16 protein-coding genes are annotated in these 12,882 nt (G+C 54.3%); 10 read left to right on the top strand and 6 right to left on the bottom strand.

Going from position 1 to position 12,882, the window contains the following annotated elements; genetic code table 11:
• Nucleotides 1-201: 201 nt before the first annotated feature.
• Nucleotides 202-528 (bottom strand): metalloregulator ArsR/SmtB family transcription factor, encoded by a 327-nt coding sequence (locus RHM55_RS02995; protein ID WP_322179448.1) that lies wholly within the window; start codon nt 526-528, stop codon nt 202-204.
• A 285-nt stretch (nt 529-813) separates the two neighbouring features.
• Here RHM55_RS02995 and RHM55_RS02990 point away from each other — a divergent pair, with 285 nt between their 5' ends.
• Nucleotides 814-1,311, top strand: a complete 498-nt coding sequence (locus RHM55_RS02990; protein WP_322179447.1) for a PaaI family thioesterase — start codon at nt 814-816, stop codon at nt 1,309-1,311.
• Nucleotides 1,312-1,383: 72 nt separating this feature from the next.
• On the opposite strand, the gene RHM55_RS02985 is transcribed toward RHM55_RS02990, so the two are convergent.
• Both RHM55_RS02985 and RHM55_RS02980 read right to left on the bottom strand, forming a co-directional pair.
• Nucleotides 1,384-2,184: a sulfite exporter TauE/SafE family protein gene (locus tag RHM55_RS02985; protein ID WP_322179446.1), complete on the bottom strand. Its 801-nt coding sequence runs from the start codon at nt 2,182-2,184 to the stop codon at nt 1,384-1,386.
• A 139-nt stretch (nt 2,185-2,323) separates the two neighbouring features.
• Nucleotides 2,324-3,202 carry an MBL fold metallo-hydrolase gene (locus tag RHM55_RS02980; protein ID WP_322179445.1) on the bottom strand — a complete coding sequence of 293 codons (879 nt, stop codon included), beginning with the start codon at nt 3,200-3,202 and terminating at the stop codon, nt 2,324-2,326.
• A gap of 238 nt (nt 3,203-3,440) precedes the next feature.
• Here RHM55_RS02980 and RHM55_RS02975 point away from each other — a divergent pair, with 238 nt between their 5' ends.
• The 8 genes from RHM55_RS02975 to RHM55_RS02945 all read left to right on the top strand — a co-directional run bounded on the left by RHM55_RS02975 (nt 3,441) and on the right by RHM55_RS02945 (nt 9,273).
• Nucleotides 3,441-4,760 carry a sigma-54 interaction domain-containing protein gene (locus tag RHM55_RS02975; RefSeq protein ID WP_322179444.1) on the top strand — a complete coding sequence of 440 codons (1,320 nt, stop codon included), beginning with the start codon at nt 3,441-3,443 and terminating at the stop codon, nt 4,758-4,760.
• 4 nt (nt 4,761-4,764) lie between these two features.
• Complete coding sequence (gene cydP, locus RHM55_RS25790; protein ID WP_416152001.1) at nt 4,765-5,103, top strand: cytochrome oxidase putative small subunit CydP; 339 nt, start codon at nt 4,765-4,767, stop codon at nt 5,101-5,103.
• Nucleotides 5,100-6,671 carry a cytochrome ubiquinol oxidase subunit I gene (locus tag RHM55_RS02970; protein ID WP_322179443.1) on the top strand — a complete coding sequence of 524 codons (1,572 nt, stop codon included), beginning with the start codon at nt 5,100-5,102 and terminating at the stop codon, nt 6,669-6,671. The genes cydP and RHM55_RS02970 overlap by 4 nt, the downstream gene beginning before the upstream one ends.
• On the top strand, nt 6,664-7,800 hold the full coding sequence (gene cydB / locus RHM55_RS02965; RefSeq protein ID WP_322179442.1) for a cytochrome d ubiquinol oxidase subunit II: 1,137 nt from the start codon (nt 6,664-6,666) through the stop codon (nt 7,798-7,800). Before RHM55_RS02970 ends, cydB begins: the two co-directional genes overlap by 8 nt.
• Nucleotides 7,801-7,822: 22 nt before the next feature.
• Nucleotides 7,823-7,945 carry a cytochrome bd-I oxidase subunit CydX gene (gene cydX, locus RHM55_RS02960; protein ID WP_322179441.1) on the top strand — a complete coding sequence of 41 codons (123 nt, stop codon included), beginning with the start codon at nt 7,823-7,825 and terminating at the stop codon, nt 7,943-7,945.
• Nucleotides 7,942-8,229 carry a cyd operon YbgE family protein gene (locus RHM55_RS02955; RefSeq protein WP_322179440.1) on the top strand — a complete coding sequence of 96 codons (288 nt, stop codon included), beginning with the start codon at nt 7,942-7,944 and terminating at the stop codon, nt 8,227-8,229. The genes cydX and RHM55_RS02955 overlap by 4 nt, the downstream gene beginning before the upstream one ends.
• Before the next feature lie 11 nt (nt 8,230-8,240).
• On the top strand, nt 8,241-8,681 hold the full coding sequence (locus RHM55_RS02950) for a group II truncated hemoglobin (RefSeq protein ID WP_322179439.1): 441 nt from the start codon (nt 8,241-8,243) through the stop codon (nt 8,679-8,681).
• 211 nt (nt 8,682-8,892) lie between these two features.
• Nucleotides 8,893-9,273 carry a rhodanese-like domain-containing protein gene (locus RHM55_RS02945; RefSeq protein WP_322182706.1) on the top strand — a complete coding sequence of 127 codons (381 nt, stop codon included), beginning with the start codon at nt 8,893-8,895 and terminating at the stop codon, nt 9,271-9,273.
• 231 nt (nt 9,274-9,504) lie between these two features.
• Here the strand turns inward: RHM55_RS02945 and RHM55_RS02940 are convergent, their stop codons facing one another.
• The 3 genes from RHM55_RS02940 to RHM55_RS02930 all read right to left on the bottom strand — a co-directional run bounded on the left by RHM55_RS02940 (nt 9,505) and on the right by RHM55_RS02930 (nt 11,553).
• Nucleotides 9,505-9,825 (bottom strand): hypothetical protein, encoded by a 321-nt coding sequence (locus RHM55_RS02940; protein WP_322179438.1) that lies wholly within the window; start codon nt 9,823-9,825, stop codon nt 9,505-9,507.
• Between the two features lie 167 nt (nt 9,826-9,992).
• Entirely contained in the window at nt 9,993-10,910 is a 918-nt protein-coding gene (locus RHM55_RS02935; protein WP_322179437.1) for a c-type cytochrome, read from the bottom strand.
• 22 nt (nt 10,911-10,932) lie between these two features.
• On the bottom strand, nt 10,933-11,553 hold the full coding sequence (locus RHM55_RS02930; RefSeq protein ID WP_322179436.1) for a c-type cytochrome: 621 nt from the start codon (nt 11,551-11,553) through the stop codon (nt 10,933-10,935).
• 417 nt (nt 11,554-11,970) lie between these two features.
• Between RHM55_RS02930 and RHM55_RS02925 the strand changes: the two genes are divergently transcribed.
• Complete coding sequence (locus RHM55_RS02925) at nt 11,971-12,861, top strand: pseudouridine synthase (RefSeq protein ID WP_322179435.1); 891 nt, start codon at nt 11,971-11,973, stop codon at nt 12,859-12,861.
• The last annotated feature ends 21 nt before the right edge of the window (nt 12,862-12,882 follow it).

Here is a 12,882-nt window from a genome sequence, read left to right as displayed (position 1 = left end):
GAGACCAGCGCTTTGCTCACATAATGGCCAGATAGGCTATGAGTAACGCTCCCAGAATCGCGGTGGTGATATTGATCCCCGGACCAGCGTTGACGCTGTAACCGTTCGGGATCTCAACAGGTTTGAGCGTCTTAACCACCTTTCGATACTGTCAGGGTGTCCGCGCGGCGCACGGGATGACCGCGGAGTGAAGGTGAGCCATCAGGAGGCTTTTTCGGCACAAAATTGTTGATACAGAGTATTGATGACTGCCAGTGCAGCGGGACTACTGATGCGATAGAACACCTGCTTTCCGTCACGACGGGTCTCCACCAGTCCTTCGCGGCGAAGCACCGCCAGCTGTTGTGAAAGAGTCGGTTGCTGTATCCCTAGCAGTGACTCCAGATCGCTGACATTGCGCTCACCTTGGGATAATTGGCATAGCAGCATCAAGCGATCCTGATTGGCCAAGGCCTTTAGAAGCTGGCTGGCAGCATCGGCATTGGCGCGCAGTTGCTGGATGTCTAGTTCAGGTATATGAGCGTTCATTGTGCCTTCTCAGTTAATGCGTATACACTATATATTGTTGTATATTGTCGTGCAATTTGTTAATCATCAGGCACTGTGGGGACGGCCGCTCCTGCACCTGAATCAGAGAGCAATACTCCGAGCCGAAGGTGCAAATGCTCAATAGTTGCCTGAGCGGATAAGTTAGGCTATGGCGGTTCGTCTATATATTTTTAAATGGGTTGAGAGGCTGCAATCCTTCATGTTCATACGCTAGCAGTTAGTTAAACTTCGGCAATCCGATAGCAAATCAAAAAAGGACAATCGATGACTATCCACGTTCTTCCATTGCAAGATCAAGCGGCCCCGGAAGGCATCTGTTTCGGGTGCGGAAGCGCACACCCAAGCGGTCTCCACATAAAAAGCCACTGGGATGCCGACGGAGTTCATGTTGTGTGCAAACACACTCCGGCCCCTGAATTTACTGGCTGGCCAGAGTTGGTTTACGGTGGTTTCATTGCAATGTTAGTAGACTGCCACTCGAACTGGACTGCGATGGCCTATCACTATCGTGCGGAAGGGCGGGAGCCTGGAACATTACCTCGCATTGATTGCGTGACTGGGCAGTTGAACCTCACCTACCGTAAGCCTACACCGATGGGTGTCGAGCTCACCTTGAAGGCATGGGTTGAAGGAGAGGTAGGGCGCAAGTCACGGATTATTTGCGAGGTTTGGGCAGGTGATGTTTTGACGGTAATCGGCGACTCTGTCTTTGTCAGGGTCAGCACTGAGAAACTAAGGGCCGAAGCACAAGCGGTAATCTGAGTCGCCGTATGAGAAGCCGTAGGTGCGGTGTGAGTAGGTGGCGGATTTGCAATCCGTCACCTACTCGGTCAGCTAAATAGCTTTTACAAACAAGGCGACTGCAACCACGCCGGACACAATGGCAAACCCTCTTTGTAAATGAGGCCCCGACAGCTTGGCGGCGACCAGACGTCCGCTGATCATGCCTACTAATGCGCCAATGGAAAACGGAAAAGCAATTGCCCATTGCAAGTGTCCAGCCGCCGCGCTTGCGGCAACTCCGGAGATTGAAACCAGTGCAATAACGGCTAGAGACGTTGCCAGGACTGACTGTGCTGTCAAATCGGTATATCGCTGGAGCGCCGGCACCATGACAAAGCCGCCGCCGACACCCAGCAAGCCAGAAAGTCCACCCGCGACAATGCCAGAAACTGTGAGCGCCCAGGCACAAGGAGCCGTCCAGTTTAGCTTGCCTCGGCTCGCGTCCAATAGGCAGGGCGGTGGCTTGTTCTTGACGTCTGTCTTTGACTCGACGGAAGCAGGCAATGATCGTTGAAACACTCGAAATGCAACGTACATCAGCACAAAAGCAAAGACGATCGTCAGCGGGCGGTTAGGTGTGCGTTGTGCCAGCCAAAGGCCAAATGGGGAGCACACGATCCCCGCTCCAGCGATCAAGAGCGCCGCTTTATAACGTACGGTGCCGTTTTTTAGCCCCATCACAGCACCCAAGGTTGCCGCCAATCCAACAGCGAGCAAACCGATAGGCCCGGCTTCGGCCATGCTCAATCCAACGCCAAAAACGAGTAATGGAACGGCAAGTATTCCACCGCCTGCGCCAGTGAGAGCAAGAATGACACCAACAGTAAATCCGAGCAGCAAGACTATAAGCATTTCAGTCTCCTTGCTTTCAGTTCTGCCAACTGATGGGGCACAATCTGCTCCGATACCGACAGTCCTTGTACGAGGTGGCGAATGTACATAGGTGTCTCCGTTAAAAATATTGTTGTTATGGGTATTTTTGCGGGCGACGTCAGGCGACATTGAGCGGTATTTTCAGATAGCGTGTGCCGTTTGCTTCGGGCTCAGGAAAATGTCCAGCCCGCATGTTTACCTGAACCGATGGCAGGATTAGCGTCGGCATTTCCATTGATGCATCACGCTTGGTGCGCATCGCTACAAACGCCTCCTCACTGATGCCGTTACGGACATGAACGTTGTGCGCGCGCTGGTCAGCAACGGTGCTGATGAATTGCACTTCACGACCACCAGGTTGATAGTCGTGACACATGTACAGCAAGGTATTGGCCGGCAGACTCAGCACCTTGTTAATTGACTGAAATAGCGTGCGCGCATCACCGCCGGGGAAGTCACAGCGTGCGGTACCGTAGTCGGGCATGAACAGGGTATCGCCGACGAATGCTGCCGTTTCCTCACTATCGCTGACCACATACGTCATGCAAGCTGGCGTGTGGCCTGGCGTATGCAGCGTTCGGCATTGCAGCGTGCCAATGGCGAACGACTCGTCATTCGTGAACAGGTGATCGAACTGACTACCGTCACGGGCCATGTCGCTACCTGTGTTGAACAAAGCGCCGAAGACCTCCTGCACAGTCGCTATCTGGCTGCCGATACCTATCTTGCCGCCGAGTTTTTCCTTCAGGTACGGCGCTGCCGTCAGGTGGTCCGCATGAACATGGGTCTCGAGGATCCAGTCGACCTTCGCATTGAGTTCGGCCACTCTCGCAATTAACTTGTCGGCAGACATCGTGGCGGTGTGGCCTGATTTAGGATCGTAATCAAGCACGCTGTCTACCAAGGCGCAGTGGCGGGTGGTTAGATCCAGCACAAGATAGCTGACGGTGCTGGTAGCAGGATCGAAGAATCCTTCAACCTGAAGTTTTGCGGTCATGATCTGTCTCCTTAGGGGCTCTTATTCGAGTCGCTCGCACCAAGGGCTGACAGCTGCAATAAAGCTGCCAACTAAAATTACTGCTTAAAATAAATTTATCTAATTGATTTTATTAGGTTATTTATTTTTTTTGATGGGCTGGTTTCGTATTCAAAGGCAAGAAGGAACTGCCATTGGCAGTGTTTGTTGACATAGGTGGCAGTGCCACAACAGTATGGGCGAATTCTCAGGAGCCATGATGACCAGCAGCCTGCCCCCTCCAAGCGGCCCACACCGGGACCAAGTGCAATCACTTGTCTCGTTTCTTGAGCACGAAGCAGACCCTATGATCGTGCTCGATCCCGAATACAACATCCTGGCTGCCAACACCGCGTACCAGCGTCAGTTCGGCAGTGTCGACAAGCCTTTTATCGGCCACAAGTGCTATCAGATTTCACACCATTACGATGTCCCTTGTGATCAGGCTGGCGAGCATTGCCCGATGAAAAAAGCCCAGGAGCTGCGCGCTCCAGACCGGGTTTTGCATATCCACCACACACCGCGCGGTCCTGAGCATGTCGAAGTCGAATTACGCCCGATTCTAGACGCAAAGGGTGTCATCACCGCTTATGTGGAACGCCTCAAGCTGGTTCGCAGCGCATCAGCGCGGCCCAGTAACGAGGGGCTGGTCGGCTCATCGCCTGCCTTCAACCTTGCCCTGTCGGAGTTGCAGCGGGTGGCCCCCTCAATGTTGCCGGTACTGTTGCTGGGAGAGTCCGGCACAGGTAAGGAGCTGTTCGCCCGCGCGGTACATGAAACCAGCGAGCGGGCCGCTGGGCCATTTGTGGTAGTCGATTGCTCGGGGCTGACCGAAACGCTATTCGAGAGTGAGCTGTTCGGGCATGAAAAGGGAGCGTTCACCGGTGCCACCACGCGCAAGCCGGGCTTAGTCGAGACGGCGCAGGGCGGCTCGTTGTTTCTCGATGAGATAGGCGACGTTCCGCTGGCGATGCAGGTGAAACTGCTGCGCCTGATCGAGTCAGGCACTTATCGCCGTGTCGGCAGCGTCGAGACCTTGCACGCGAATTTCAGGTTGATTGCGGCGACCCACAAGCCACTCGAAAAAATGATGGAAAAGGGTGAGTTCCGGCAGGACCTGTACTACCGCATCAGTGCTTTTCCGATTCAGTTGCCGCCATTGCGCCACCGGATCGAAGACATTGGCTTGCTTGCCAATTCAATTCTGCAACGGGTAGTCCCCGGCAAGCGCAGGCTGACTATAGAGGTCGATGCCTTGACGCAATTGCAGCGGTTTGCCTGGCCGGGCAATGTCCGCGAGTTACGCAATGTTCTGGAGAGAGCCAGTCTGTTCGCCGACGACGGTGTAATCCGCTGCGTACATTTGCCTGCAGCGCCAGCGTCGATATCTCCTCAGGTCTCTATCCAGTCTCCTTTCGAGGGCGGCGCGCTGGTACACGTACTGGCCACGTTCAAAGGCACCCGCAGCGAACTGGCCAAGCACATGGGCATTAGCGAACGTACTTTGTATAGACGACTGAAAGAACAAGGACTCGCCTGACCACATGTCAGCCTATGACTGCCAATCACTGCCGCCATGGCAGATTGGCAGCATATTTACCAGTCAAGGCATCTGCCGTCTTCGTGCTAAAATATTTAAGTGCTTGTTATTAAACAATAAAAATCAAATTTCCCCTCTTGGCATGGCGTGTGCTAACTGCATAGTCATGACCAATTCCGACAAACGATTGCGGCGCCATCTGCTAATAGCAGTGCTAATCAAGTTGATGGTGCTGACAGTGCTTTGGTGGCTGTTCATCCGAGATTCGCGCGTTAGCGTCGACTCGAACACCGTCGGCGACAGGTTCGGCGTACCCACCTCGACTCAAGGGGCAAGCAAGTGATTTCAGAACATCTGGTGGATTTGTCACGGCTGCAGTTTGCAGCCACCGCGCTGTACCACTTTCTCTTTGTACCTCTCACCGTTGGCATGGTGTGGCTGCTGGTCATTATGGAAAGCGTCTATGTGATGACGGGTAATGTCATCTGGAAAGACATGACGCGTTTCTGGGGCAAGCTGTTCGGTATCAACTTCGCCCTGGGCGTGACCACGGGTATCACACTCGAGTTTCAGTTCGGTACCAACTGGGCGTATTACTCGCATTACGTCGGCGACATCTTCGGTGCCCCACTGGCGATCGAGGGCATGATGGCGTTCTTCCTCGAATCAACAATGATTGGCCTGTTCTTCTTCGGTTGGGACCGATTAAAAAAGGAGCACCATTTTCTGGTCACGCTGCTGATGGCCATTGGTACCAACCTTTCAGCGCTGTGGATCCTGATTGCCAATGGCTGGATGCAAAATCCGGTGGGTTCCGAATTCAGCTATCTCACCATGCGCATGGAAATGGTCGACTTCTGGGCTGTGGTTTTCAATCCAGTAGCACAGGCCAAGTTTGTGCACACCGTCTCGGCCGGTTACGTCACCGGTTCGATGTTTGTGCTGTCGATTTCGAGTTGGTATTTGCTCAAGAATCGAGATGTCGAGTTTGCAAAGCGAAGCTTTCGGGTTGCGGCAGCCTTTGGCTTGGCGTCAGTGCTGAGTGTCATCGTCTTGGGTGACGAGTCTGGCTACACGGTGGGCGAGGCCCAGCAGACCAAAATGGCAGCCATGGAGGCCATGTGGGAAACGAAACCTGCACCCGCCGGCCTGACATTGGTGGCCAGCATCAACGAAGCCGAATCGAAGAATAACTGGGAAGTTGAAGTGCCGTGGCTGATGGGCCTGATCGGCACCCGGTCAGTCAGCAAGCAAATTCCTGGTATCCATGAGATCAAGGAGAAAAACCGGGCCCGTATCCTGCGCGGCATTACCGCAGTCAATGCGCTGGAAACGTTGCGCAAGCATCGCGGTGATCCCGCTGCGCTACAGGTGTTCGAAGAATATAAGGCAGACCTCGGTTTCGGCCTGCTGCTTAAAAAGTATGTCGAGGATGTCAATCAGGCCACACCGGCCATCATAGATAAAGCCGTCAACGATACCGTGCCACGTGTGACACCTATGTTTTGGGCATTTCGGATCATGGTAAGTCTCGGCTTTGCGATGCTGCTGCTCTTTGGGCTGGCGTTCTGGAGCACATTGAAGTCGACTTGCACACGACGCCGCTGGTTATTGCGTTTGGCTCTCTGCATGCTGCCTGCGCCTTGGATCTCCTGCGAACTTGGCTGGTTCGTGGCCGAATACGGCCGCCAGCCCTGGACTATCTATGGTGTGCTGCCAACTCACATGAGCGTATCCACGCTCGGCGTCAACAACCTGTACGGCTCGCTAGCAGGATTCATCGTCTTCTACACCGCGCTGTTGGTGGTTGAGATGTTCTTGATGGTCAAGTTCGCACGTCAAGGTCCAGGCAGTCTCGGAACTGGCCGTTATGCCTACGACGCTAATTTGAAGGAAAGCCACCATGCTTGATTATTTCACCCTGAAAATTATCTGGTGGGCGCTGGTCGGCGTACTGCTAATCGGTTTCGCAATCATGGACGGCCACGATATGGGGGTCGGCACCTTGCTGCCTTTCGTTGGCCGCAATGATATGGAGCGGCGCGTCGTTATAAACACCGTCGGTCCTCATTGGGATGGGAATCAGGTCTGGTTCATCACCGCTGGCGGCGCATTGTTCGCAGCATGGCCTGTGGTCTATGCGACGGCGTTCAGCGGATTCTACTGGGCGATGATCCTGGTTCTCTGGGCGTTGTTCTTCCGCCCGGTGGGCTTCGATTATCGCAGCAAGATCCACAATCCAACCTGGCGCAGCACTTGGGATTGGGGACTTTTTGTGGGGGGGACAGTTCCTCCACTGGTGTTCGGGATCGCGTTCGGCAACTTGCTGCAAGGCGTACCGTTTCAGTTCAATGATTATCTGGTGTCAACCTACACAGGCAGTTTCTGGCAGTTGCTGAATCCCTTCGCACTACTGACGGGCGTCGTCAGCAGCGCAATGATCACTCTGCAGGGCGGAAGCTATCTGGCACACCGCACTGAAGGTGTCATCCAGTCCAGAGCCATCAAGGGCTCGGTTGGGGCGGCAATCGTGTTGGTGTGCTCATTCGTAATCGCCGGGATCTGGCTGCAATCGATTGATGGCTACCGCATTACGTCGGTGATTGACACTGCTGGACTACCCGACATACTCGGCAAGTCTGTAGTGCGCGAAGCAGGTGCCTGGATGGCAAATTACAGCCGTTACCCTTTGCTGTGGCTGTTGCCTGCGATGGGATTGGCTGGCGCGGCGGGCGCGGCCATGTTGCTGATGGCGCGCCGTACACTCTCAGCATTTGTGGCGTCATCGCTTGCTGTTGTCAGTGTCATCGGCACTGCGGGTGTATCGATGTTTCCGTTCATTATGCCGTCGTCGTCAATGCCGGCTGCGAGCCTGACAGTTTGGGACAGCGTTTCAAGCCATCTTAGCCTTGCCATCATGTTCTGGGCCGCGCTGATCTTCATGCCGCTGATTGTTCTTTATACCTCATGGGCGTACCGCGTCATGCGGGGCAAGGTGACCATCGCGCATATCAAAGCCAACGACCATTCAGCCTACTAGTGCCAGCAAAGGAGTAAAAATTATGTGGTATTTCGCCTGGATGCTGGGGGTCGGCTTTGCATTGTTGCTGGCTATATTGAATGCGATGTGGGGCGAGAACGAAGCTGGCCGAGCCATGATCGACAGTGACGAGGCAGAGTCATGATGGCCCGCGTCGCTAACGCCTCGCCGACCTCACGCATACATTTGCTGAGTTTGGTTATCGCTGTGGCGATCATGCTCGCTTGCACGCTATATCCCCCACTGATAGCAGCCCCCGATGGGAAAGCTGACCATGCTCTCGCTACCGCGCTGTTCGCAGCCATGAGCGTTGCCTTTGTGAAAGGTGTGGGTTTTGTTCCGCGCATGCCCGTCTGGCGTTGGCTGTTTTCAGGCTGGACCTGTCTTGCGGCGCTTGCGCTCGCCAGTTGGATGAAGTTCCTACATTGAGTGCTGATGACATGACTGAACTATTGAGCGCCCAGCACAAGAACAATGCCAGTGCTTATCTCCAGTTAGGGGGTGAGGCGGGTATCCATGCACTGGTCGACCGGTTTTACGAACTGATGGAGGTGCTATCCGAGGCACGAAGAGTGCGCGGGATGCACCCGCCGAGTCTCACCGGCAGCGCGGACAGTCTATTTAAGTTCCTGAGTGGCTGGCTTGGCGGCCCGCCACTATTTCAACAGGAGCGTGGTCACCCGCGTTTGCGTATGCGACACGCGCCCTTTGCGGTCAGTATTGTCGAGCGCGACGAATGGATGCTGTGCATGCGCCAGGCGATCAACGAGCAGGTGGATGACTCAGCCCTGAATGCGAAGCTGCAACGTATGTTTTCAGAAATGGCCGACCACATGATTAACACCGATGTGAGCAGTACAGGTGTTGCGGCGTCGGGCTGAACATCCGGCGTGCCGAAATCCGCGCCTCCGAAGGTTTCGATACAATGGATGGGTACCACTCGACCAAGTCGTTGTAATTCTTTAGGCGTCTTGCTTGTAACAGATTGAATAACCCTCCCGTGCAGTCCCGTGCGTAGAGGGTTATCCAATATGGTTATGCTAAGCAAGAAAACATTGACTTCTCCCAACTGGAGTCTTCCAAAACATCATGATTAAAACTGCCCATGATCTGGTAGCCGACGCTAAAGCACGTATCGAAGAAGTGGCCATCGAAGACGTTGATCAGGCTATCCAGGATGCGGATGTACTTATCGATGTGCGTGAAGCTGACGAGTATGCTGCCGGCCATCTCGCTGGCGCGATACACGCGTCGCGCGGCATGCTGGAGTTCAAACTGACCAACGATTCCAAGCTCAGTTCGCGGGACCTTAAGATTGTGCTGTACTGCAAAACGAGCGGTCGTGCAGCGCTCGCCGCCGCATCGCTGCATGACATGGGCTACCTGCATGTCAAATCAATCACAGGTGGATTCGACGCCTGGGTTAGTGCAGAAAAGCCGATCGTGGGTCCACATTTACCCATCTTCGAGTAGCACCTTGGGTTCTATGGACGATCCAGTAAGATTCTGTGTGCAGCACGTCTGGCTCGAAGGTGGATCGTCCATTGATGGGGAAGGGCGCAATGCCCTCAGCGGGTAGGCGTGGCGACAAAACGCTGTATTTATCGCGGTGCTGCCAGACATTGGTCCATCGAACTGGCTGGGTAGCAGGACCTGCCCAGTACTAACTGGTAGACGTTAAAAAAGCGGCAGCGGTAAGTAACGTTATGCCCGAATATAGAACCAACCTTCTGATTGCATTTTGACAAGCTCAGAAACGGCACCTTGCGCCAACACTCTCAGTGGCGCCGACACGCAACGATCAAGATTTTTCAGCGTGTTTGGACATACCCAGGTTATCGCGTCCGTTTCACTATTTGGATCATCAAGGGTCGCCGCAACAGCCTTTGAATTGACTATGATCCTGACGTTTGCCTGAGGAGCATCTTTCAATAGGTTCACTGCATTGTTGCGGGCGCGTGCCAAAGCATCGGGAGTCGGAGCATGCAGCACAACATGAAGGTTATCGATTTCGCTGAGATCCATTATTCAAGGCCTTCAAGGTCGATTAATGTGGTGGATAACGCCTCTTTTCAGAGGCGTCAACGGGATATAGTGAGTGCTGCATGACATTTTTCAATAGAAAGCTGTATGGGGCCATGCGCCCAAAGCAGGGGTGAGCATCGAAATCTAAATGGCGATCGGGTTGGAAACTACTTTGTCCCCTGACCTATCAAGACGCCATCTACTTTCTGGCCATAAAGATTAACCCCATCATTGGCATGAAATTTCACCCTCGTTTGCTTGATCGAACCGTCGATGAACCTTGGGTCTTGGGGGCGCTCGTGACTATTCATATAGGCTGCAACATGCCAAGCCTCCTCTGTGGAAAGTGTTCCACCCTTGCCCAGAGGCATATTCGCTTTGATGAAGCCGGCAGCAGTATTGATTCGATGCATCCCAGCTCCCCAGTTGAACGAGTCCTTGCCCCATAATGGCGGGAGTACGTAGTCCGAGCTAGCCTTCTGTCCTTGGCCTTCATCGCCGTGACATAGGGCGCATTGCTCAACATAAATTGTTTTGCCCTTAGCTAAATCGAAACCTCCAGCGGGCTGGGGAATCTCGGGATAGGAGCGTCCCGGTAGCTCTTTGCCGGTGGGCGCTCCAGTCGCCAGCCAGTATGAGTATGCCGTCAACGCTGCTATCACCGCGTTGTCAGCTGGAGGCGGTTTACCATTCATGCTGAACTGAAAGCACCCTTGTAGACGCTCAGCATACGTATTGACCTTGTCGTTCTTTTTTCGATAAGCCGGGTACATCGTGTAAGCCGCCCAAAGGGGCGCCGAGTTGGCTTTTCGACCCTGCTCAAGATGGCAATTTGTACAGTTCAATCCGTTACCGACGAACTCAGGCGCATTCGCTTTAGTGTCGACAAATATCGCATGGCCTTGCAGCACCAAGCGACCGTAAGCATTATCGGGCAGAGTATCCTCGGCTGGGGGCACAAAGGACGGTGCTGATTTTTGAGTGCCGTCGAGGATGTTGGCCTCAGAAGTCGAGACCACCGTTTCTGCTGCGTAAGTTGACGACATTATGCTGAGGCTGATAAATGCTGTAATTGTTAACTTCATGATCCGGCCTCTATTTACTGAGTTAAGCAAAATATTTTGACACTGCTTCAACCTCGTCATCGGTCAATGAGCGAGCGATATGGCCCATGAGGTCATTCGGATCATTGTTTCGGGTACCCTGTCGCCAGGCATTGAGTTGTGAGGTCAGGTACTGCGTTGACTGGCCTGATAGCGGAGGGACGAGGCCTCCTACCCCGACGCCACTGGGACCATGACAAGCCACGCACTCAGGGATATTTCTGTCCCAAGCGCCTCTCAAGGCAAGGACCTCGCCAGATCCTTGTGCTGTGTGCGCGCGATTTACGTGTGTAACCTCCGGGCTTGGCATTTTGGCTAGCATGGCGGCGATGACTTTTGATTCGTCATGGCTCAATGCTTTGGCAATTGGATACATGATGGCATTTGCCCTGGATCCAGAGCTGAAATCCGAAATCTGCTTTGCCAAATATTCAGCAGGTAGGCCCGCTAGCCTTGGGAAACCTGGCGCAGGCATCCCAAGGCCGTCTGCGCCATGGCAGGCTGAACAGGCGATGACTCCAGGGTGAGAGCCACCTCGGGTAAATATTTCTTGCGCGTCCGCAGCAAACCCTGGGCTAACGAGCATGCTGCCCAGACCAACTAATGCCCATCGAGAAATTTCCATCAGTAGCCTCATTATTATTGGCTTTTCATCAGGTGCCTCTTTTCCGTGCCCATCCATCGTAGCGAGTAGAGCAGAAATAATCCCTTGGTCCCTGTATCAACAGCGAATTGTTCGCAGCCCCGGCATTCACCCAATATTCCAAGGGCCGGTGCGCATTTTTGAGTTCGTAGACAGTCAGAGAGCCTAGAAAGCATCGCGGTTTAGGAGTTCTCGATGGCCCCTCACCGCGGTGGCAGGCATGCATCACCTACGGTTAGCCAGGGTGTCCGTCACGCCTAAATGGGGGCATGGGCAGCGAAGTGCGCAGCCGCTGTTACACCACGCGCCGGGATGAGCGGGTGCCATTAGGTTCTGCCCAGCCCTTGCGCGATAATGCGCAGCCAGCCAGTCAAGGCGTTCCGAGATTTGAGCCTACCCATGTCCGAGCCCGTTTTTTCTCCCGCGCAGAGCCAAGCAAGCACCCTGTACCTGCCAGCAGGGCCATGGGCAACGGTTCTCGATTGTCTGTGCGCGCATTTTTCCGCCATTAGCCGGGAGCAATGGCTGGACCGAATAGCCAGGGGACGGGTTCTGGATGCGGAGGGTGTGGCCATAGCTGTCGAGTTGCCTTACCGGGAAGGGTTGCGTGTCCACTACTTTCGCGAGGTTCCGAACGAAACGCCGATACCGGTGCTAGAGACGATCCTGTATGCGGACGAGCATCTGGTGGTGGCGGACAAACCGCATTTTTTACCGGTCACTCCTGCCGGTGAGTACGTCGAGCAGACCTTGCTCCGACGCTTGATCCGTCGTCTGGATAATCCGGACCTGGTACCACTGCACCGAATTGACCGGCACACGGCAGGCTTGGTGTTGTTCTCGGCAAACAAGGAGAGTCGTTCGGCGTATCAGTCGCTGTTTCCTACGCGTCAGATCGACAAGCGCTATGAGGCCATTGCCCGTGCGTTGCCCGAAGTGCAATTCCCTCGTGTGCATAAAAGCCGGCTGGTCGCGGGCGAACCCTTCTTTCGGATGCAGGAAGGGCCAGGTATCAGCAACACAGAAACGCGCATCGAAGTCAGTGAACGCAATGGCGAATATTGGCGGTACGGCTTGTACCCCGTGACGGGCAAAAAACACCAGTTAAGGGTGCACATGGCGGCTCTGGGCGCGGCGATCTGCAATGATCCGTTTTATCCCGACGTGCTCAAAGATGCGGTGGATGACTATACTCAGCCGCTGAAGCTGTTAGCTCAGAGTCTGCGTTTCATTGACCCGCTGTCCGGGGAAGACAGGCAATTCGAGACGCAACTGGCGCTCGACTGGTAGGTTGTTTCTCGCGATGGATGA

This window comes from Pseudomonas sp. MH9.2 (assembly GCF_034353875.1).
Classification (GTDB): domain Bacteria; phylum Pseudomonadota; class Gammaproteobacteria; order Pseudomonadales; family Pseudomonadaceae; genus Aquipseudomonas.
The sequence above is the reverse complement of the archived record's forward strand: the minus strand, read 5'-3'. Positions and strand labels throughout refer to the sequence as shown.

Coding starts and splice junctions, on each gene's coding strand:
- RHM55_RS02995 (WP_322179448.1), bottom strand. CDS start 528: ATGAACGCTCATATACCTGAACTAGACATCCAGCAACTGCGCGCCAAT.
- RHM55_RS02990 (WP_322179447.1), top strand. CDS start 814: ATGACTATCCACGTTCTTCCATTGCAAGATCAAGCGGCCCCGGAAGGC.
- RHM55_RS02985 (WP_322179446.1), bottom strand. CDS start 2,184: ATGCTTATAGTCTTGCTGCTCGGATTTACTGTTGGTGTCATTCTTGCT.
- RHM55_RS02980 (WP_322179445.1), bottom strand. CDS start 3,202: ATGACCGCAAAACTTCAGGTTGAAGGATTCTTCGATCCTGCTACCAGC.
- RHM55_RS02975 (WP_322179444.1), top strand. CDS start 3,441: ATGACCAGCAGCCTGCCCCCTCCAAGCGGCCCACACCGGGACCAAGTG.
- cydP (WP_416152001.1), top strand. CDS start 4,765: ATGTCAGCCTATGACTGCCAATCACTGCCGCCATGGCAGATTGGCAGC.
- cydB (WP_322179442.1), top strand. CDS start 6,664: ATGCTTGATTATTTCACCCTGAAAATTATCTGGTGGGCGCTGGTCGGC.
- cydX (WP_322179441.1), top strand. CDS start 7,823: ATGTGGTATTTCGCCTGGATGCTGGGGGTCGGCTTTGCATTGTTGCTG.
- RHM55_RS02955 (WP_322179440.1), top strand. CDS start 7,942: ATGATGGCCCGCGTCGCTAACGCCTCGCCGACCTCACGCATACATTTG.
- RHM55_RS02950 (WP_322179439.1), top strand. CDS start 8,241: ATGACTGAACTATTGAGCGCCCAGCACAAGAACAATGCCAGTGCTTAT.
- RHM55_RS02940 (WP_322179438.1), bottom strand. CDS start 9,825: ATGGATCTCAGCGAAATCGATAACCTTCATGTTGTGCTGCATGCTCCG.
- RHM55_RS02935 (WP_322179437.1), bottom strand. CDS start 10,910: ATGAAGTTAACAATTACAGCATTTATCAGCCTCAGCATAATGTCGTCA.
- RHM55_RS02930 (WP_322179436.1), bottom strand. CDS start 11,553: ATGGAAATTTCTCGATGGGCATTAGTTGGTCTGGGCAGCATGCTCGTT.
- RHM55_RS02925 (WP_322179435.1), top strand. CDS start 11,971: ATGTCCGAGCCCGTTTTTTCTCCCGCGCAGAGCCAAGCAAGCACCCTG.